This window comes from Paenibacillus sp. UMB7766-LJ446 (genome assembly GCF_030226665.1).
Classification (GTDB): Bacteria; Bacillota; Bacilli; order Paenibacillales; family Paenibacillaceae; genus Paenibacillus; species Paenibacillus vandeheii.
In genome coordinates this window covers 245,525-266,205 of record NZ_JASOYM010000007.1, presented here as the reverse complement: position 1 = coordinate 266,205, position 20,681 = coordinate 245,525, and the positions used below count along the sequence as shown (strand labels likewise).

Below are 20,681 nucleotides of genomic sequence, written 5' to 3'. Positions count from 1 at the left end.
GTTCATGTTGCGTTTATTTAAGAGAAGGAAATTATCTTTTAAAATAAAGAAATTAACTATATGTCTGTACTGACATTGTTTCAGGAAAATTGACATTAGGTCTCTTCTGTTTACGAAAATGTAACCAAAATCTGGAGGACATGGCAGTTGACCTTTGATAGACTTGTATGAGGAAAGGATGTTATTTGAGTTGAATGATGCAAAACGTGCTGATTGATTAATCTACTTTTACATAAGAACGGAGAGGCTTATCCCATGTTTAACCGATTGAGGAAAAAGAAAATGTCCAATGAAGATCCACCGGTCAACAAGCCGTCTAGTGTAAGAATGAACATGTTTTTTTTCGCTGCGTTTGTGATATTCAGTATCCTTATTTTCAGGTTAGCCTTTGTGCAATTTGTCGAGGGACCTGAACTGACCTATATGGAGACCAGCCGTAATACCAAAGATATTCCGCTCGCCCCTGTTCGTGGTCCAATCTATGATGCGACAGGGGAAGTCGCACTGGCTTATTCGGAACCTGTACAATCCCTCTATGTATTATTGTATGAGGATTATAGAAATGATGACCGCAAGCAGGAAGCGCAGGAACTTGCTGATGAACTGGCGGCTGTGTTTAAGAAGTTTAACCCGGGGGACAAAGAACAACCAGATGCAGAAGAGATTGTGAGGCGACTGGATTTGGATTATCAGAAGACATTTGGATATGTACCAAGGCTGGTCAAATCCGATTTAACAACAAAAGAAATTGCTTATTTCATGGAGAAAAAAGCAGAGTTTCCGGGCATTATGGTCCTTGAGGAAAATGTCCGAAAATACGATCCGGATGGGGTAGCCGTTCAGGTGGTCGGCTATACAAGAGAATTCAAGCGGGCACCGGACACCCTTAAAAAATATAAAGCCATTCGTGAATCTGCGAGTACCCAGCGAGATCCGGGCCTTGTATACCATGAAGAAGAAAAAGTTGGTTTTGACGGATTGGAGCTGCAATATCAGGAGGAACTTCGTGGGCGTAGCGGCTACCAGTCCATTGATATTGATGCACGCAATTTGCCGGACGGGACGATGAATCTGACCCCACCTGAAAAGGGGTATAGTCTAATTACAACCATCAACAAGGAGATTCAGATGGTTGCACAACAAGCTATTACAGATGAATTGAGGAAGTTGCCAAAAGCTGTTACAGGATACGCGGTAGCCATGGAAGTGGATACAGGCAATGTAGTGGCTATGGCGAGTATGCCGGACTATGATCCGAATGACTGGGATTATGACAAGATCAAGTATGTTTTTCGAAATGGAACGATGGCTTCCTTTCCGCCGGACGATACGAAAAAACATACTGAATCCGTTGTTTTGCTAGGTTCCGTAATCAAGCCACTCAGTGTATTGATTGGATTGAAAGAAGGCCTATTTACGACGGGGCAGACGTATCACGACCAGGGATATGCCATTTTAGGGAAAGACGGGAGACAAGTGAAGAACTCCCATTCTGCATATAATGGCAATATTACAGCGAGACGGGCTATTGAGAAATCTTCCAATGCCTTTATGATTGATATGGTTGGTAAGAGACTGTTAAATAAATATGGATCGGATGAAGGGATTAATATTTGGGACAGGCACATGAAGGAATTTGGCTTGGGTGTATCAACTGGTGTTGACTTACCCGGTGAATTCCTGGGTAGACTAGAGTATAAAAACAAAGATGAATCGGGTCTGACACGTCTCGCTTTTGCCTCATTTGGTCAGCAAGGTAAATATACAACACTTCAACTTGCACAATATACCACAATGCTTGCGAATAAGGGTAAACGGATGGAACCTCATTTGGTAAAAGAAATCCGTGACGCTGATGGGAATGTGGTCAAGAAAATCAAACCAAAAGTGTTAAATGAGGTTGATTTTGCTGATGCATACTGGAATGAAGTGCATAAGGGTATGGTCACTAAAGTAAGTTCGTTTGAAGGTTTCCCCTACGATTATGCGAGAAAAACAGGAACCTCGGAGCAGGGAACAGGACCAAACAAGAAGGAAAACGGGGTATTTATCGCATTTGCACCACGGGATAATCCGAAGCTGGCTATAGCCGTTGTTGTTCCCGAAGGTGGCTTTGGATCGGTCAGCGCATCTCCAATCGCACGCAAAATCTTCGATGCATACGATGAAGTATATGGCCTTGATGGAACTCCAAAAGGGAAGAAAAATCAGGCGAAAGATACAGAGTAACGTGAAGCAGCGCAGAAGAATTAGGACAGATAAGCAAAAAAGACAAACAAGCTAATTAAATGGCCATCATACTCATTTGGACAGGCAGGGGAAATTATCCCTTGCCTTTTTTTTTTGCATCAGCTAAAATTTGCACAAGGGAAACATTATTAGTCTTGTATAAATTTTAATACCATGTACAACAAAATTAGATTAGGACAATTAAGTTAGTAGAGGGAAAGGGGAGATTTAGATTGTTAATGGTGAAGATGAGGAGCATTCAGAGAGGTTTGATGACGCTTGCTGCTGTTGTATTGGTGATCGTACTAACGGCCTGCTCAAGTACAGCGGAAACGGAAGGCAGTGAGGGGAAGGTACAGGTTACAACCACAACAGGCATGATTGCGGATGTAGCGCGTGAGGTCGGAGGGGCATATGTTGACGTAACCGGGCTGATGGGCCCCGGTGTCGATCCTCACTTGTACAAGGCTTCGCAGGGAGATATTCGGAAGCTGGAGCAAGCGAAAGTCGTTTTTTACAACGGACTGCACCTCGAAGGTAAAATGACAGACATTTTGGAGAAAATGTCCAAGAGCAAAATAGTAACGGCTGTCTCGGAGAAAATTCCGGCGGATGAATTGCGATCAGGAGAAGATACAGGCGGCACCGAATACGATCCACACGTCTGGTTTGATGTCAGCCACTGGATGCATGCGGCAGAGGCTGTGCGCGATACACTCGTGGAAGCAGATCCGGAACATGCAGAGGAGTACAAGACCCAGGCAGAGCAATATCTAGCGAAACTGGAAGCATTGGATAACGAAGTGCGGGAAAAAATCCAGGAGATTCCGGAAGCCAGTCGAGTATTGGTTACGGCGCATGATGCCTTTAGTTACTTTGGCCAAGCCTATGGCATGAAAGTGATGGGGCTTCAAGGAATCAGTACAGCAGCCGAGTATGGTGCGAGGGATGTTAGTGAGCTGCGGGATTACCTCGTGGATAACCATATCAAGGCTGTATTTGTAGAATCCAGCGTACCGGCAAAGGCAATGGAAGCGATTATTGCCGGGGCAGCCGAAAAAGGACATACGGTAAGCATTGGTGGAGAACTGTTCTCGGATGCAATGGGTGCTGAGGGAACGGAAGAAGGAACGTATATCGGCATGATTCGCCACAACACTAAGACGATTGTAGAAGCATTAAAGTGATAAATCATATAAGAGAGGAGTGAAAGAATATGAGTGAAGCAATTTTATCGGAAAAATCTCAGTCACAACCTAGTGCTAACCATTTGCAGGGAACGCAACCTACATCAGCTCCTCTTAGTGTTCGGGATCTGGCGGTAGCTTACCATAAAAAACCGGTGCTTAGTGGGGTATCTTTTGACATTCCAGAAGGTCAGCTGATTGGCATTCTGGGTCCCAATGGGGCCGGGAAATCAACCTTGATTAAAGCCGTTCTGGGACTAGTTCCTAAAATGCACGGTAAAGTGAAAATTTTTGGTCAGTCTTACCGAGAACAGCGTCGCCGGATCGGCTATGTGCCTCAGCGGGAATCCGTGGATTGGGATTTCCCGACTCACGCGCTCGATGTTGTCATGATGGGGCGATATGGACATCTGGGCTGGTTCCGTCGTCCAGGCAAAAAAGAACGGGATCTGGCAGCTCACTGTCTGGAGCAAGTGGGAATGGGCGACTATATGCACCGCCAGATCAGTCAGCTGTCCGGTGGACAACAGCAGCGTGTCTTTCTGGCACGGGCACTGGTACAGGATGCCGATCTGTATTTCATGGATGAGCCATTTGCAGGTGTGGATGCCACAACGGAAAAAGCCATCATTTCACTGTTGGAACAGTTGAAGAAGCAAGGCAAGACCGTACTGGTTGTTCACCATGATCTGGCAACAGTAGAGGAATATTTTGATCATGTGTTACTCCTCAATGGACGGCTGGTTGCAGGTGGACCAACGAATGAAGTATTTGTACCGGATACTTTGCAAGAGACGTACGGAGGCCGGATAGCGATGATCGGAAGCCGGACGGAGAAAGGCCAGGTGTAGTGCATGTGGAACTGGATTGTAGCCATCGTGTCCGACCCCAATACACGCTGGATATTGCTTGGCTGCTTGTTGCTTGGATTCAGTAGTGGAATTATAGGTTCCTTTACATTTTTGCGTCGTCAGAGTCTTATGGGGGATACGCTGGCTCATGCAGCTCTGCCAGGGATTTGTATCGCGTTTATGTTGACGGAAACCAAATCCGTAGGATTATTTCTGTTCGGTGCGCTCGTCGCTGGAATTGTGGCGACCTTCGGCATATCGTGGATTACACGGTATTCCCGGATTAAGCAGGATGCGGCGATGGGGATTGTGCTGACTGTATTTTTCGGAATTGGCGTAGTGATGCTTACTCGGATTCAGCACAGTGCCAGCGGTAGCCAGAGCGGACTCGATAAATACTTGTTTGGTCAGGCCGCATCCATGGTTATGACGGATGTGTATGTCATGGGTGGTGTCTGTCTTGTATTGTTGATTGCTTGTCTTGCATGGTTCAAGGAATTCAAGCTGGTGAGCTTTGACCCGGGATTTGCACGGGGCATGGGACTGCCAGTTGGCATGCTGGAACAACTGATTCTGCTGTTGACCGTTATAGCGGTTGTTGCGGGGATTCAGGCGGTGGGCGTGGTGCTTGTCGCTGCTTTGCTGGTGACTCCTGCAGCAGCGGCCCGCTGCTGGACGGACTCGCTCTCGCTTATGGTAGTGTTGGCCGGCGTATTTGGAGCACTGAGCGGTGCGACAGGTACGATCTTCAGCACACTAGTGCCTAATCTGCCAACTGGGCCTGTGACGGTATTGGCAGCTACAGTATTATTTGCCGGCTCCGCACTGCTTGCCCCGCGTCGTGGATTATTAGCCCGTCGTTTGCGCAGCATTCAGGCAAAGTCCACTTATTTGAGAGAAGAGCGTGCTACACTCCAGACACTGTCTGCACAGCGAGCACAGCAGGAACGGGGTGAACTGTAATGGCAACGTTCTGGATTATATTAACGGCCGTTCTGGTATCCTCCGCCTGCGCTATTCTTGGCTGTTTCCTGATTCTGCGGCGGATGGCTCTGGTCGGAGATGCGATCAGTCATGCGGTTCTCCCGGGTATAGCAATTGCTTTTCTGTGGAGCGGCTCACGTGATTCACTATGGATGCTGCTCGGTGCAACGGTATTTGGATTACTGACGGTGTTCTTCATTCAAAGCTTGCAGGCTGGAGGACTATCGTCTGATGCTTCCATTGGGATTGTGTTTACGGCGCTCTTCGCAGTGGGTGTCATTCTCATCAGTCTCAACGCCCAGCATATCGACCTGGATCTGGACTGCGTATTGTTCGGTGAGATCGCTTATGTGCAGTGGGATACCCTGACCCTGGGGGGAACGGATGTAGGACCTAGGGCGGTCTGGATGCTTGGCATCACGCTGCTGGTGATCCTCGTTGTGATCGGATTGTTCTACAAGCAATTCAAGTTGTGTGCCTTCGATCCGGCGCTGGCTGCGGCTTGCGGCATTCCGGTGGTGCTGTTCCACTATCTGCTTATGGGGCTCGTTTCCATGACATCGGTGGCTTCATTTGAAAGTGTAGGTTCCATTCTCGTTGTTGGCATGCTCATTGTTCCTGCGGCGACGGCTTACCTGCTCACGGATCGACTGGGCAAAATGATTCTGTACAGCGTGCTTGTAGGAGTAGCTTCCTCGATTGGAGGCTATATCATGGCTTACGCCCTGGATGCTTCTATTGCAGGCTGCATGGTGGCGGTAGCCGGCATTCTGTTTGTTCTGGCCCTGCTGCTTTCTCCAAAGCATGGTATTATCTTCCGATATGCTCGTCGCAAATTCGCGGCACGTTAATAGATAAAGCGTAGAAGCCGCCTGCATTGCAGGCGGTTTTTTCATGGGTTCCGACACTATTTATCTTGTAGGGGACAGGTCTACGACATGGAACAGACACCTGCTGCAATGTTGCAAAGGTTCACCCACATCGCGGGTTACTTTGTTGCAGGCCGACGATCTGTGGTAAAATGTCGTTAGCTGTGACGTCCGGAGCATCCGCCTACGCGAATGCCGGGCGATCTTTTTGTGAGAGTATGTTGGATAGGGAGAAGTAGAGAGACCATTAAGGAGGAAATACAGCATGAGTGAACTAAAATACAAATTGCTTGCATTGGATATGGATGGAACACTGCTTAACGATAATCATGAAATTACACAGGAAACGGCCAAATGGATTCAGATTGCCATTCGCCGGGGAGTGCATGTGTGCCTTTCAACAGGAAGAGCCGTTTTTCATGCGATGCCTTATGCGGTACAGCTTGGGCTGGAGACACCGATGATTACGGTCAATGGCAGTGAAGTCTGGAAAGCTCCGCATGATTTGCATATGCGCCATCTGATGGACCCGGCATTGATCCGCAAAATGCAGGAGATAGGCGAAAAATATAATAGCTGGTACTGGGCATACTCCGTTGAAGAGCTGTTCAACCGTGATCGCTGGACAGACAATATCGAAGGTCTGGAATGGCTGAAATTCGGATTCAATACCGAAGTGGATGAAGTCCGTCACCAGATTATGATGGAGCTGCAACAAATGGGCGGCCTGCAAATGACGAACTCCTCACCTGTTAATATTGAGATTAACCCTGGCGGTGTATCCAAAGCGAGCGGTGTAGCTGAAGTCTGCAAGCTGCTGGGCATAGAGATGTCCGAAGTGGTCGCTGTTGGAGACAGCTTGAATGATCTGGCTGTCATTGAAGCTGTGGGTCTTGGTGTTGCCATGGGTAATGCGCAGGAGCAGGTGAAGGAAGCGGCTGACCTGATCGTAGCGAGCAACAACGAAGATGGCATTGTCGAAGTCATCCGTGAACATATTTTGAAGGGGGAATAACCTTTGCTCGCAACCGTTGGCTGGATTTTAATTGTACTGCTGTTTGCGGTAGGGATGGCAGGAACGGTGTATCCCATACTGCCTGGTGCTATCGCGATTTTCTTCGCGTTTCTGGTCTATGGCTGGTTCTTCAGCTTTGATCCGTTCGGTGTATGGTTCTGGATCATCCAGATATTGATCGTAGTTGTGTTGTTCGTGGCTGATTATGTCGTCAGTGCTTGGGGTGTGAAGAAATTCGGCGGCTCCAAATTATCAACAACGCTCAGTACGATTGGTGTCATCATTGGTCCATTTGTCATTCCGGCGTTCGGACTGGTATTGGGCCCGTTTATCGGTGCTTTTATCGGGGAACTGATCGGTGGGTCTTCACCTTCCAAAGCTTCCAAAGTCGGATTTGGTTCCGTGGTGGGGCTGTTTACAAGCACCGTCATGAAAATTATTTTGCAAATCGTCATGATCGTCCTGTTTATTATCTGGGTCGTAAGATTCGCATAGACGTTCGGAAGTCGTTTCATCTGGATGCACGTCGGTGTGGGGGAAAGAAGGGGAATTGGCTTGTCTAAGAAAGAAACATTCATTAAGGGGACGCTCATTCTGGCGGCCGCTGCACTGATCGCGAGGGTACTCGGATTGGTTCAGCGGGTGCCGCTGGAGCATATCCTCGGCGATATCGGTAACGCATCGTTTACCATCTCCAATACGGTATATTTAATGCTGTTAACTGTAGCTACAGCGGGTATACCAAGTACGCTTAGTAAAATGGTGTCGGAACGTTATGCGCTGGGACGCGCAAGTGAAGCACAACAAATCTACCGTGCAGCCCTGATCTTTGCGGCTGTAGCCGGGGTAGTCATGTCTGCTTTATTGTGGTTCGCGGCACCTTATTATGCGACATACGTGTCCAAAGTACCGGAATCGGTGAGCGCCATTCGAGCCTTGGCTCCAGCGCTCCTGCTCTTTCCAGCCATCGCCATGATGCGTGGATATTTCCAGGGTCGCGGCAACATGACGGCAGGCGGCATTTCACAGATTGTGGAGCAGTTTGCACGCGTGGGGACAGCGATTATCGTGGCGTTTGTTATGCTGCAATGGAATTACGATGATCAAACGATTGCCGCTGGGGCTTCATTTGGGGGCGTATTCGGAAGCATCGGTGCGTTTGCTGTCATGCTGTACTTCACCTTAAAGCTTCGCAAAAATGATCGTGCAGCCCAATTGAATTACGAGCGTGTAGAGCAACTGCCTATGAGGGGCATCTACAGTGATATATTCAAACTTTCGATTCCAATTGTATTATCTTCACTCGCTGTTCCGGCAATTAACTTTATCGATTCATCGCTGGTAGTTCCGCTGCTTAGCGGTCGGATTGGACTGGAAGAAGCGACAGGTGTACTTGCGATCCTCGGTGCCAAGGCCCAAAGTATTGCAGGTATTCCTCCAATTTTGGCTATCGCTCTGAGTCAATCGCTTGTGCCAGTTATATCAGCAGCTTTTGCACGCAAGGATGAGGTTCATCTGAAGAATCAGGTGACGCTTGCTTTGCGCATTTCGATTCTGACAGGAATGCCAATCGTTATCGCTCTATGTGCGGCTGCATATTCTGTTAACGGGTTGCTGTTCACCAGTCCAGACGGGACACCCATCATTACATTGCTGACGTTCGGTACCATTTTCCAAATTACGATGATGACCACTAACTCCATTTTGCTTGGGGTGGGCAAACCACGGATCACAATGATCAGTGTGGCAGCAGGTATCGTGGTCAAACTCGTAGCGAGCCTGATTCTGGCTCCGATCTTTGGCATCTACGGGATCATTATTGCGACCGCATTGTGTTTCCTGGTTATTACGTACCTGAACCTGCGGGTGCTTCGGAAAATTGTTGATTTCTCGATCATGGGTGATCGCTGGAAAGGATTCATCATTACCGTACTGCTTGCGGCGGGTGTTGGTTTTGCGGCCAACTGGGCCGGGAACTCCATCTTTGATTTATTCCTGCCAACACGTGTATCTTTCCTCGTTACCTGTCTGTTTGTGGGAGCTCTTGTGGTGGTTGTGTATCTGGTACTCATGGTTGTTCTGCGTGTGCTTCGTAAAGACGAGCTGGGCAGTTACCCTCGTATTTTGCAAAAAATACTCCGTCCGCTCATGCGTCTTCAACGTGGAGCTGGGCAACGTGGATAACTATTCAGCATACAATTCACAACTTCGTTATCTGTTTGAAATAAGTACAAGCTCTGTCTGCTATTATAGCGGACAGGGCTTTTTTGTATGTCCAAGATGGCTGAATTAAGAAGCTAATCGATAAGGGTTCACGTTCCACTTTCTAGACGATGTCCTTGTATGGGTGACCGCACTTAATGCGTCAAGGTTTGGGCATCATGGGCCAATGCGGTTTTCAGCATGCCATACCGATGTTCATGACTCATCTCGAACAGCCATGGGCGGCGCGGGATTGTGAGATGACCGAGACAGTCGCGATTTTGAAGCCAATCCTGCCTTGTTATCGGTTCATACGGCGTATCACCCCATACGGCCATCAGTTCAGGACTATATAGTCGTTGTCCTTCCACCAGCCATTCCTGATCCAGCAGCTCCTGGCTATATAACTCATCTTCTCCGGCTTCATCTTCATGTGCGGTGAACAGACCGGGCCAATATTCAGCACGTGAACCGTGGTGAGGAACCGAGCGCGCAAACTCCAGCACCTGTGTGAAAACTTGTTCGACCCCAAACAGCATCGCATATAAGCCTTTGCCAAACATAATTCGCTCATCCAGCTTGCCAAAATGTTCAATTACCCGGCCTGCCAGACCTTTTCCACGTCCAAGTGGGAACACGATGTGGTTCAGCCCAGCCAGGTTATGCAGATGGAATGCGGGTTTGGACAGCACTTCTTTTTGAAAATAAGGATGCTGCACCACCCGGCTCTCGATATAGTTCTGCTCATTAATAATTAACGCCACACTCAGCAGCGAGCTGCATCGCTCCAGCCAAAATCGTTCCCAGAACGGTGTCATGAACGCCGATACATGAAAATGGGACAACAAATGAAAACAGCTTCGGCCGATTCGGCGGCTGTTCATATACAACAGAAGCTGGGGATACGCATCCTGGAAAATGAGTGCATTACAACGCTCAAGTAATCGGTACATGTGCTCACGGTCGGTTTGATTTTGCAGATTGTGCATAAGATCACTCTGAAGATCGGTCATATGGTACCCTCCGTTGCGGGACACCATATGGGCAAGCAGAGCCCAATGCAGCTCTGGATACTGTTCATAACATTCCAGATATGCTGCCGTGCGAGTAATGTTACTTCGGTTGTTTTCCTGCGTTAAGGTTTTAATCTCTTCCAGAATAATGCAGTCCTCTTCACAGACCAGTGCACTGAGCGTATGTCGGGCAAAACCACTTTCGTTGCCAGGCAGCATGCGCTCCACCTCAGTTTGTAAGGCAGCAGCCATATCAGAGTCCCAAGCCATATCACGCAAGGGATGACGAAGCTGTGCAGAGGCCTGCCAAGCCGCCTGTTTACCCCGCCACACTTCCCGGGCCGCACCTGGGATGGATCGAACCATATGCAATATCGACCCGTGATGGGCAGACTCGGAGGCATTCGTTTTAATGGAAGTCATGACATGACATCCTTTCCTGATCATCTGTATACAGTTTGTTTTTTAATGCTGTTGATTTAAGTATGCGCTGAATATTTGACTTCCACTCCGCAATTTGCTTCACTTAGAGAATAAGACAAGGTATAGAAAGGAAGATGCTGTGATGGAAAAGATAACATCCAAACCGGAATTCGATGTGGCGATCCAATCTCCGCGTTTAACTGTAGCCGTATTTAAGGCGGATTGGTGTGGTGATTGCAAGTTCATCGATCCCTTTATGCCTGAAGTTGAAGAGCAGTTTGCACGTGAGCTGACACTGGTTGAGGTCGATGTGGATCAGGTGGGGACAGTGAGCGAAGAGCAAAATATCCTTGGTATTCCAAGCTTTGTAGCTTACACGGATGGCCGTGAACTCGTTCGATATGTGAACAAACTGCGCAAGTCGAGAGAAGAGATTGAGCAATTCCTGCAGCGTGCAGTTGAGGTATATAACACGATTCATCAATAAAAAGTATGACAGCTTCACTATGTAAAAGGTTATAATTAAAGGAACGCCATTTCTCTTGAAATAGGGAAGTGGCGTTTGTATTTTTAACATTTTTCGGGGAAGCTAGTGATGTACATAGGTCCTAATAAATGGAGGGTCAGTTTTTCGACAGACGTTAACATTTTGTCACAAAGCGCGACGTCAATGACACATTTATCCGGTATAATGAATTTAGTTGTGAAATAAGTGTCAAAGTATCGAATCAAGCGGAGGATGTAGTTCTTCGCCATCTTAAACCAACAGCGGGTGAGAAAAAAATTGAAGCACTTAACCTTGTTTAAATGGTTAACCGTATTAACCTGTCTTGTCATGTTTCTGGCTACATTTGGCGGAGGCGTTGTAACCCGAACGGAATCAGGCCTCGGCTGTGGTGCAGAATGGCCTTTATGTAACGGAAAACTTGTGCCTGCGCACACTGTTGCCTCACTTATTGAATTTTCCCATCGCGCTGTAAGCGCACTGGCAGGGCTATTGTCCATAGCCTCTTTTGTAGCATTTTTACGGTTTGGCAAATCACGCCGTGACCTGCAATTGTTTTCATTGTTAACGCTGATATTTGTTATCGTCCAGGGAATTATGGGGGCCTTTGCCGTCGTTTTCTCCCAATCTTCCGCAGTCATGGCACTGCATTTCGGCTTTGCACTGATCGCCTTTGCCAGCTCCTTGATGATGGCGCTTGGTATTCGGCAGGAGGTTCGCCACGGTGGATTGGAACGACTCAATCGATATCCGCGGGTCAGTAAAGGTTTTCGTAATCTGGTGTGGTTCTCTACGATCTATACGTACCTCGTGGTATATACTGGGGCATTCGTGAGCCATACGGATTCGGCAGGAGGCTGTTCCGGCTTTCCGCTCTGTAACGGACAGATTATTCCCGAGCTCTCGGGAGGCGTGGCGGTTGCTTTCGCTCACCGGGTTGCGGCTGTTTCATTAGTGATTGTCATTGCAATCCTCGGTCATTTTGCGTATCGCAAACATCCGGATAACACAGAGCTAAGAGCGTTAGGTGTCATTTCTGTTGTGCTGGTTCTGTTGCAAGTGGTCATTGGTTTTGGACTGATGCTTACGATGAATCGCCCGGAAGTGTACATGTTCGTGGCGCTGGCGCATATGCTCGATATTGCCATTTTATTCGGTGTACTAACCTATATGAGTTTCCTGGTGTACAAGTTGCATCGGCCCGTTAACCGGTTCTAATATATCCGAATTATTGTCGTTCAGGGGATGAATCCAGTGAAGTTCACCATCCGATGATGTACATCATTGGACAGGTGAACTTTGTTTGATGTCAGGCGTGTCAGGGCACCCTATTGTAAGCAGCGGTCATACGTTTACTCTGATTCCGATTTTGTTTAAATATGATGAATTATGATTATTTTGATGATCTGCAGAGTGGAAAGAGGAGGCTATATATGCTGCGAACGTTGCTGGGTGAAAAGCCGCGTAAAAACGAAGGGATACTGAAGGATGCAATAGAAGCGATGGCGGATACGCTTGAGTTATTTCAGCGACAGATGCATGTGGACCATGATCCAACCCATGATTATCGTAAACTGTATGTGTGGACCCAGGGACTCATCTCCTCGCTGGATGAGCTGGAACAGAGCTGTTTTGCTGCTTCCCATTTTCGTCAGAAAGTCAAAGCAGGCTCTACGGATGATATGACGTTACCCGAAAAAGCGGAATATGCCCGTTATGTCTACTTCTATAAGGATGGCTTCATCCGATGTTTTGCCATTCTGGATAAGTTAGGTACAGTGTTGAATGAAATATTTGAGCTAAATACGACCAATGTTAAAACCCATTTTTCTTATTTTACCGTATTAAGACAGTTCGGATATGACAAGCTGCATCATGATCTTGCCAACGAACTGATCCAGATTAAAGACTCTTACCGTGAGCCAATGAGCAAATTGCGCAAACGACGAAACATGGAGATTCATTACATGAACTCCGAAATGCAGGATGATCTGTGGCAGCTGCACCAGACTTTGCAAGGGAAAGTGAAGCTGGAGGATCTGGATCAGCATCTCTTGGAACTCCGCCAGGGTGTGGAGATGGTATGTGAGACGTTAAAAGCAGCGTATGGCTACATCAACAAGAAGTGGCATAAGCAAGGAACAACTCAATCCGGAAAGTAATTATTTTGAAATATTTCCCTTTGACAAATCGGAATACTTGGATTATACTGAGTTCCTGATCGACAGTTAGATGGAATTAACATTTATGACATTATCATTATAACTACTGAACTTATAAATTAAATATTTCTTATCGAGAGCGGCGGAGGGACAGGCCCGATGAAGCCCGGCAACCGATTTATAACTGCATGACAGCTGTGTCATTCTTTATAGATGTTAGGTGCTAATTCCTACAAAATGTGTGCAAGGCACAATTTTGGCAGATGAGAAGGTATAATCTTTCACGTGAAGAGCCCTTTTTGTTTCTGCAAAAGGGGCTCTTTTTTTGTACATCGAAGGGGAGTTTTCCTTTCATTCGGGTAAAGATACATGTAAGCAGTGGAAGGGAGTAAGTAATTTTGATTGAATTAAAAGGTTTAACCAAGACGTACGGTAAAGGTTCAAAAAGTACGACGGCCTTATCGGATCTAAATTTGAATATCCGCAAGGGTGAAATATTCGGAGTTATCGGTCATTCCGGTGCAGGCAAGAGTACATTGATCCGTTGTATCAATTTGCTCGAACGCCCGACGGCCGGCGAGGTTTGGGTGGATGGCATCAATTTAACCAGTCTGGGCAAGACCGATTTGCAACAACAACGGCGTAAGATCGGCATGATTTTTCAACACTTTAACCTGTTATCCTCAGCTACGGTATATGACAATGTGGCTTTTCCTTTGAAGCTGGTCAATACTCCCAAGGATGCAATGGATCGGAAAGTGAAGGAAATGCTCGCATTGGTTGGACTGGAGGACCACAGCAATAAATATCCGGCCCAACTGTCAGGTGGACAGAAACAAAGGGTGGGTATTGCGAGAGCACTCGCGAGTGATCCAAACGTGCTGCTGTGTGATGAAGCCACATCGGCACTTGATCCCCAGACAACTGATTCGATTCTCAAGTTGTTGCTGGATATCAATGAAAAGTACAACCTCACCATTGTTCTGATCACCCATGAGATGCACGTGATTCAGAATATCTGTGATCAGGTGGCGGTTATCCATCAGGGAGGCATCGTGGAGCAAGGGCCGGTGACGGAAGTATTCCTCAAGCCGCAGCATGCAATTACGCGTGACTTTATGATGCGGGACCATGAGGTGGGGATAGCATTGGAAGAGACTGCTCTGGCGAGTGCAGATGTTTCATTGCAGACGGACGGATCTTCTAAGCTTGTGAAAATATCCTTTCTGGGCAATAAAACCTATGAGGCTATTTTGTCCAGAACGGTTCGCAAAACAGGAGTGGATTTCGCCATTTTGCAAGGCACCATTTCGACGATCAAACAAGTTCCCTATGGGCAGCTGACCGTTCGGTTTGAGGGACAGTCGGATGAGATTAACCTTACCATTCATGAGTTAATCGACCAGGGACTTGATGTGGAGGTGCTTCGTTAAATGGATTTTTCAACAGTACGTTGGGAAGAAATCGGTAAGGCTTCAATTGAAACACTGCAAATTCTGGGAGCATCGGGCCTGTTCACGATCATCATTGGTTTGCCGCTGGGCGTATTGCTGTTCATGACAGCAAGGTCGGCTTCAATCAAGTCTCAAGTGGTGTACACTATACTTTCGTTTATTGTAAACATTCTGCGATCAGTGCCATTTATCATTCTGATTGTTGCACTCATTCCGTTTACACGTTCACTGGTCGGCACAGCTACAGGCGTACTGGGCGTTATACCACCGCTCGTCATTGCCGCTGCTCCATACTTTGCCCGGTTGGTGGAAACTACACTGCGTGAAGTGGATCGAGGCGTCATCGAAGCGGCACAGGCGATGGGAGCTTCAACCGGACAGATTGTAAGGCGTGTGCTTCTGCCAGAGGCATTGCCGGGTCTGTTAGCCGGAATTACCATTACCATCGTTACCCTCGTTTCCTACACGGCGATGGCGGGAATGGTTGGTGGTGGAGGGCTGGGAACATTGGCAATAAATTATGGCTACTATCGATATCAGAATGAAATTATGATTATAGCTGTTGTATTTATGGTCATTCTGGTGCAAGTGCTTCAGATGGCTGGCGATCGTTTGGTTAAATGGTTCACCAGGAAATAACACATATATAGCATTTGCCTAATTCGGTATCGACTTGGTGCAAAATGCAAAAAAAATTATTGGAGAAGGGGTTTTACACATGAAAAAATGGTCTTTTGCTCTACTTAGCATTTTGCTGATTGCGGTTCTTGCGGCTTGCGGAAACAACAAGGATTCCGACAGCGGCGCTGACAATGCTGGAGGCGCACCGCGCACCGTCGAATTGAAAGTGGGAGCATCACCTACACCACATGCAGAAATTTTGGAAAGCATCAAGCCTGAACTCGAAGCAGAAGGCATTCGCTTGCAAATTGTGACTTTCAATGACTATGTTCAACCTAACCAACAACTTGAAGATAAACAGTTGGATGCGAACTTTTTCCAACACCAGCCTTACCTGGATACAGAGAACAAAGAACGTGGTTTTCACCTCGTTGCTGTAACACCTGTGCATGTTGAGCCATTTGCTGGCTACTCCAAAAAAATCAAATCATTGGATGAGCTGAAAGACGGCGCCAAAGTAGCGATTCCGAATGACCCGTCCAACGGTGGACGTGCACTGTTGTTGCTGGCCAAAGAAGGTTTGATTACGCTCAAAGATGACACCAATATCGTTTCAACGATTCAGGATATTACAGCCAATCCAAAAAACCTGGATATCATCGAGCTGGATGCAGCCATGATGCCTCGCCAATTGGATGAAGCAGACCTGGTATTCATCAACGCCAACTACGCGCTGGAAGCCAATCTAAACCCGGAGAAGGATGCGCTGTTGATCGAGGACCTGCAAGGTAACCCTTATGCAAACATCCTCGTATCCCGTGAAGATAACAAAGATGCAGATGCCATCCAAAAACTGGCTGCAGCCCTGCATTCCGAAGAGGTTAAAAAATTCATCAAAGAACGTTATCAAGGTGCTGTAGAACCTGCGTTTTAAGCTAAACGATTAAGTTGAAATTTAATGGTAGACCCGGCTCCACTTCTTATGGAGCCACTACAAAACGCCCTGCCTTCTCTTTTTAGAGAAGGCAGGGCGTTTTGTTTTGTACATCATGTTAAGCGCTTCGATGTAGAGCACTTTAAGTACCTTACTTTATAAGATTTAACGCTTATTCGGATCAGTATCCGAACGTCCATCTGTCTGTTGGCTGTCATAGTCTGTGGACTCCTGTCCAGCAGCATGCTGTTGGTAAGCTTCTTCGGTAGGAGATAGCGAATTCTGATCTCCTGGGTCAGCATCCTTTTTGCGGCCAGTCAGCTTCCGGCGAATCCATCCAAAAGCGCCAACAATGGCGGCAACGATGACAAACCATCCCTTTTTAATTAAGAGTAATAATCCGACTTTCTTGGCTACAGCCACACCAGCACCACCGAGAATCAGACTGGTTAGGCCAAGTTCAGATTTTTTGTCTACGGATGCATCAAACTCTTCATACGTGTTTCCTTTGGTCACGTTGAGCTGATTAAGCACAGAGCTTTCAAACTGTTTGCGGTTTTCTTCAAAATTGGCACTATCCGTAACGAGAATAACACCGATGTACCCTTCGCGGGTGAGTACGTTCACATTGTAATTGACGAGTTTTGCCTGCTCTGCATCCTCAAGACCAAGAGAATAGATCAGTTGATGCTTGGTGCTGTCATAGGCGGGCTCAATCTCCCATCCGGTAATAAACAGCTGATTCTCGGGTGTGGTTTTCTCATTTTGCTCTTCTGTACCTCGTTTGTAGCTATCGAGCAGTTCATCAGCATCCAGATCGTCCTTTTCACTGTCATCGACATGGCCGGTATCGTTATATTCAAATATAACATACCAGTTGGAGTTTTCACCGGCGCCATAGATACTTCCAATTTCCGTTCCGTTGGGGAAGGAGTCCGTGTCCTCCAGAAACCGTTGGGTGTTAGCTGCATCGAGATAGGAAAGATTTTCAGCTACGGTTAATGTTGCTTTGTTATCAAGTACTACATTTGACGGCCCATCAATCCATTGATAATCTTCGGTGGAACTATTGCTTTCACTTTCTGCAGATGCTGTGGTCGAGAATGGAGCTTGAAATGAGGCGACAAGCAAAATTGCGAGTAGAGAGGCTAACCATCTTTTCATTTGCGTTATATCCCTTTCGAAGGTGTCATGCAATGTTGTCATTTACATGAACATATGTATTGTGTCGTTATATTCATAAGAAAATAAGGACTTATCGACATTACCATAGGCATCCGGACCAGACAAGGGAAATATGGATATAAAGGGTTAATTTTGCTTCCAAAGACCTAATTCAATTTATTTTAATTGTTTGAAAGATAAGTATTTAGTCCTTAATTTACACTTTCTTGCAAATGGTACAGATTGGTGGGAAACGCGAGTTGTGAGGGAATGATAAATCTTTTATACTGGATAAGTGACTGCTCTTTGAAGAGGGGGATGAACGTGAAGGGAAAGATTGCCCTCATAACGGGAAGTGCCAAAGGTCTTGGTAAAATGACAGCTCTTCGTCTGGCGGACCAGGGGTGCCATATTGCCCTGAATTACGTACACAGTCGTACGGAAGCCGAGGCATTAGAGGCTGAAATCATAGCCAAGGGTGTGCGGTGTATTGCCGTCCAGGCCGATATTTCCAAGACAGAAGAGATCACCATGCTGGTTGCACAGGTCGAAGAGAAGTTAGGCAGCATTGATATTCTGGTGAACAACGCCGGTCCGTTTGTCCGTGAACGTCGACTATTTGCCGAATATTCGGAAGCTGAGATTCAGATGCTTGTGCAAGGAAACCTGCTTGGACCGATGCTGCTGGATCAGCGTGTATTGCCGGAGATGCGGCGCAAGCAGTGGGGCAGAATTATACATTTTGGCTTCAGTCATGCGGGAGAAGCAAGATCATGGCCTCATCGAGCGGTGTATGCTGCGGCGAAGGTAGGTCTCGTTTCATTTACAAAGACACTTGCTGTGGAGGAAGCTCCTTACGGCATTACGGTTAATATGGTATGTCCGGGTGATATTCGCGGTGCCAACAAGGAAAAAACGATTGATGAGATGGCAGGAATTACCGACGAGGAAACGCCAAGAGGACGTCCCGGAAGTGGTGAAGATATTGCGCGAGTGATCACCTATCTGTGTCTCGATCATTCCGATTTTATAACAGGCAACATTATGGATGTATCTGGAGGACTTGATCCGATTCGTCCCAACATCCTGCGTGAGGATGCCTAAGGCGATTTATCATGAATTGAAATACAAGGTGAAGAAAGGGTAGGGCCACGGGAAAAAAGGACTTTCTTCATTGCACAAAAAAGAGCCCTCCGCTTCATGCGAAGCGAAAGGCTCTTGAGGTTTATTTCGTGAAGGATTGATTAGAATACTTGTACGACTTCTTCGACACCTTCAACTTCTTCAAGAAGGGCGCGTTCAATCCCGGCTTTTAAGGTAATGGTGGAGCTTGGGCAGCTGCCGCAGGCACCGACCAGTTTCAGCTTAATGATGCCGTCCTCCACGTCGACCAGTTCCACGTCACCGCCATCGCGTTGCAGGAACGGACGAAGTTTGTCAAGCACTTCAGATACCTCATCGTACATGGTGCTTTGTGCGTTTTCGCTCATTTTTTTCAACTCCTTTCCTCACTATATTATATTACAAATGGCCATAAAATAAAATGGTCAAACAAAGCAGGTGAACCTATATGAGACCGATTATTGAATTTTGTGCCAACAATATGCATTTTGGCACAGATGAAGTCATGGATCAACTGGAAGAAAATCCAGACTATGATGTGATAGAATACGGCTGCCTCAGCAATTGCGGCCAATGTTACATGACTCCATTTGCACTGGTGAATGGCGAGCTTGTCATTACCGACAAAGTGGAGGATTTATATAACGCAATATTGGCCAAAATTGCCGAAGCCGATGCCTGGGCTGAGCTTGATCTCGATTAACCGAGATGACGCTTGGACATCCAGAGCACGCCGCTTTTTAAAATACGTGGCACACGCCCCATCATAGACGTTTTGCCCATTAGCCCAAACCCAGCCTTCTTGCCGAGTGCACCGAGTGTGCCACGAAGCTTGAGTGGCTGCGGATTGGGCTTTTCGCCTTTCCAGAGGGCATGCTGAATATGAGCGATTTGTTCGCCCTGTACTTCGGCAGCCTGACCGCTTGGTGCGTAAGGCACGCTGGCGCAGTCACCTACAACATAGACATCGGTATATTGTGGAATTTGATAATATTCGTTCAGTACGACACGACCTTGTGGGTCCTTTGTCACATCGAGATCCTGTACGACTTTTACGGGCTGAATTCCGGCAGTCCAGACTACCGCATCCGTTAGAATTTCTTCATCCCGGTTGAAAATGGCATGTGGTTCAACATGTGAAATGGCGATATGTCCACGTGTCTCGACCTGATGTTCGTTAAACCACTCATGAACATAAGCGGACAAACGCTGCGGGAAAGCGGATAATACACGTTCACCACGGTCCAGGATGCTGATGTTCAGATCCGGTCTGCTCTCACGAAGCTCGGCAGCCATCTCAACGCCGCTCAATCCACCGCCGACGATATGCACGTTACCATACGCTTTGACTTCGTTAAGACGAAGGTAGGTTTCCCGTGTTTTGCTGAAGCTTTGAATGGTACAGCTGTATTCCTCTGCTCCAGGCGTATTGTGGAATCGGTCTGTACATCCAAGTCCAATTACGAGCTTGTCATATTCCAGCGGGTCTTGGCCTTCAAATTCAATCTGACGCTGTTCCAGGTCAATCGAAGTTACTTCTCCGTAACGGTAAGTGACTTTGTCGCTCACTGGAAACTGGATGCGCAGGTCATAGTCGGATACGGTCCCTGCTGCGAGTGCGTAATATTCTGTCTTCAATCCTTGGAATGGGCTCCGGTCCACCAACACGATTTGTGTATCTGTCGGGATTTTGCCTTCCAAAAGTTCTTTAATAATTGTGAGGCCACCATAGCCGCCTCCGAGAATGACGAAATTTTTCATGACTTGGCTTCCTTTCTGCATCAGTCCCGTGTGAACGGGGCTGTAACCTGTGGAGCAGCTATGCAATAACATAGCTGCTCCTTTTGTTTTTTATTTGAAATGATTGAAAATAGGAATTTAAAATTACGGATATGCTCCAGCAATTCGCACCCCTCCATTCCAAACGGCTCCCCGGGTAGCTTGAA

General features: G+C 47.1%; 20 protein-coding genes and 1 riboswitch. Of the genes, 16 read left to right on the top strand and 4 right to left on the bottom strand.

The window, feature by feature from the left end; all coding sequences use genetic code 11:
* The first annotated feature begins 255 nt into the window (after positions 1–255).
* From QP794_RS18975 to QP794_RS18940, 8 genes are all read left to right on the top strand, one after another.
* Positions 256–2,229: a peptidoglycan D,D-transpeptidase FtsI family protein gene (locus QP794_RS18975; protein WP_483311926.1), complete on the top strand. Its 1,974-nt coding sequence runs from the start codon at positions 256–258 to the stop codon at positions 2,227–2,229.
* Between the two features lie 239 nt (positions 2,230–2,468).
* Complete coding sequence (locus QP794_RS18970) at positions 2,469–3,416, top strand: metal ABC transporter solute-binding protein, Zn/Mn family (protein ID WP_285078478.1); 948 nt, start codon at positions 2,469–2,471, stop codon at positions 3,414–3,416.
* Between the two features lie 29 nt (positions 3,417–3,445).
* A complete protein-coding gene (locus QP794_RS18965; RefSeq protein ID WP_024631248.1) occupies positions 3,446–4,267 on the top strand; it encodes a metal ABC transporter ATP-binding protein in 822 nt (273 codons plus the stop codon).
* Between the two features lie 3 nt (positions 4,268–4,270).
* A complete protein-coding gene (locus QP794_RS18960) occupies positions 4,271–5,230 on the top strand; it encodes a metal ABC transporter permease (RefSeq protein ID WP_285078477.1) in 960 nt (319 codons plus the stop codon).
* Positions 5,230–6,102: a metal ABC transporter permease gene (locus tag QP794_RS18955; protein ID WP_285078476.1), complete on the top strand. Its 873-nt coding sequence runs from the start codon at positions 5,230–5,232 to the stop codon at positions 6,100–6,102. The genes QP794_RS18960 and QP794_RS18955 overlap by 1 nt, the downstream gene beginning before the upstream one ends.
* 283 nt (positions 6,103–6,385) lie before the next feature.
* On the top strand, positions 6,386–7,135 hold the full coding sequence (locus QP794_RS18950) for a Cof-type HAD-IIB family hydrolase (protein ID WP_285078475.1): 750 nt from the start codon (positions 6,386–6,388) through the stop codon (positions 7,133–7,135).
* Positions 7,136–7,189: 54 nt separating this feature from the next.
* A complete protein-coding gene (locus tag QP794_RS18945) occupies positions 7,190–7,630 on the top strand; it encodes a DUF456 domain-containing protein (protein ID WP_052016655.1) in 441 nt (146 codons plus the stop codon).
* 60 nt (positions 7,631–7,690) lie between these two features.
* Positions 7,691–9,319 (top strand): putative polysaccharide biosynthesis protein, encoded by a 1,629-nt coding sequence (locus QP794_RS18940; RefSeq protein ID WP_024631243.1) that lies wholly within the window; start codon positions 7,691–7,693, stop codon positions 9,317–9,319.
* Between the two features lie 173 nt (positions 9,320–9,492).
* On the opposite strand, the gene QP794_RS18935 is transcribed toward QP794_RS18940, so the two are convergent.
* Positions 9,493–10,773, bottom strand: a complete 1,281-nt coding sequence (locus tag QP794_RS18935) for a DUF2515 family protein (protein WP_285078474.1) — start codon at positions 10,771–10,773, stop codon at positions 9,493–9,495.
* 142 nt (positions 10,774–10,915) lie between these two features.
* Between QP794_RS18935 and QP794_RS18930 the strand changes: the two genes are divergently transcribed.
* From QP794_RS18930 to QP794_RS18905, 6 genes are all read left to right on the top strand, one after another.
* Positions 10,916–11,260: a thioredoxin family protein gene (locus tag QP794_RS18930; RefSeq protein ID WP_079347704.1), complete on the top strand. Its 345-nt coding sequence runs from the start codon at positions 10,916–10,918 to the stop codon at positions 11,258–11,260.
* Positions 11,261–11,545: 285 nt separating this feature from the next.
* On the top strand, positions 11,546–12,496 hold the full coding sequence (locus tag QP794_RS18925) for a COX15/CtaA family protein (protein ID WP_256984611.1): 951 nt from the start codon (positions 11,546–11,548) through the stop codon (positions 12,494–12,496).
* A 215-nt stretch (positions 12,497–12,711) separates the two neighbouring features.
* The gene (locus QP794_RS18920; protein ID WP_285078473.1) at positions 12,712–13,440 is read left to right on the top strand and encodes a Cthe_2314 family HEPN domain-containing protein; all 729 of its coding nucleotides are present in this window, start codon (positions 12,712–12,714) and stop codon (positions 13,438–13,440) included.
* Between the two features lie 127 nt (positions 13,441–13,567).
* A riboswitch (SAM riboswitch) is annotated at positions 13,568–13,710 on the top strand.
* 128 nt (positions 13,711–13,838) lie between these two features.
* On the top strand, positions 13,839–14,873 hold the full coding sequence (locus QP794_RS18915) for a methionine ABC transporter ATP-binding protein (protein ID WP_285078472.1): 1,035 nt from the start codon (positions 13,839–13,841) through the stop codon (positions 14,871–14,873).
* The gene (locus QP794_RS18910; RefSeq protein ID WP_024631237.1) at positions 14,874–15,533 is read left to right on the top strand and encodes a methionine ABC transporter permease; all 660 of its coding nucleotides are present in this window, start codon (positions 14,874–14,876) and stop codon (positions 15,531–15,533) included.
* A 79-nt stretch (positions 15,534–15,612) separates the two neighbouring features.
* A complete protein-coding gene (locus QP794_RS18905) occupies positions 15,613–16,449 on the top strand; it encodes a MetQ/NlpA family ABC transporter substrate-binding protein (protein WP_094937473.1) in 837 nt (278 codons plus the stop codon).
* 165 nt (positions 16,450–16,614) lie between these two features.
* Here QP794_RS18905 and QP794_RS18900 read toward each other — a convergent pair whose 3' ends face one another.
* Positions 16,615–17,613, bottom strand: a complete 999-nt coding sequence (locus QP794_RS18900) for a DUF2167 domain-containing protein (RefSeq protein WP_285078471.1) — start codon at positions 17,611–17,613, stop codon at positions 16,615–16,617.
* A gap of 324 nt (positions 17,614–17,937) precedes the next feature.
* Here QP794_RS18900 and QP794_RS18895 point away from each other — a divergent pair, with 324 nt between their 5' ends.
* On the top strand, positions 17,938–18,717 hold the full coding sequence (locus tag QP794_RS18895; protein ID WP_079347696.1) for an SDR family oxidoreductase: 780 nt from the start codon (positions 17,938–17,940) through the stop codon (positions 18,715–18,717).
* Between the two features lie 140 nt (positions 18,718–18,857).
* On the opposite strand, the gene QP794_RS18890 is transcribed toward QP794_RS18895, so the two are convergent.
* Positions 18,858–19,103, bottom strand: a complete 246-nt coding sequence (locus tag QP794_RS18890) for a NifU family protein (protein WP_024632664.1) — start codon at positions 19,101–19,103, stop codon at positions 18,858–18,860.
* A gap of 80 nt (positions 19,104–19,183) precedes the next feature.
* Between QP794_RS18890 and QP794_RS18885 the strand changes: the two genes are divergently transcribed.
* A complete protein-coding gene (locus tag QP794_RS18885) occupies positions 19,184–19,438 on the top strand; it encodes a YuzB family protein (protein ID WP_024632663.1) in 255 nt (84 codons plus the stop codon).
* Here the strand turns inward: QP794_RS18885 and QP794_RS18880 are convergent.
* Positions 19,435–20,496: an NAD(P)/FAD-dependent oxidoreductase gene (locus tag QP794_RS18880; RefSeq protein ID WP_285078470.1), complete on the bottom strand. Its 1,062-nt coding sequence runs from the start codon at positions 20,494–20,496 to the stop codon at positions 19,435–19,437. The genes QP794_RS18885 and QP794_RS18880 overlap by 4 nt on opposite strands.
* Positions 20,497–20,681 lie beyond the last annotated feature (185 nt).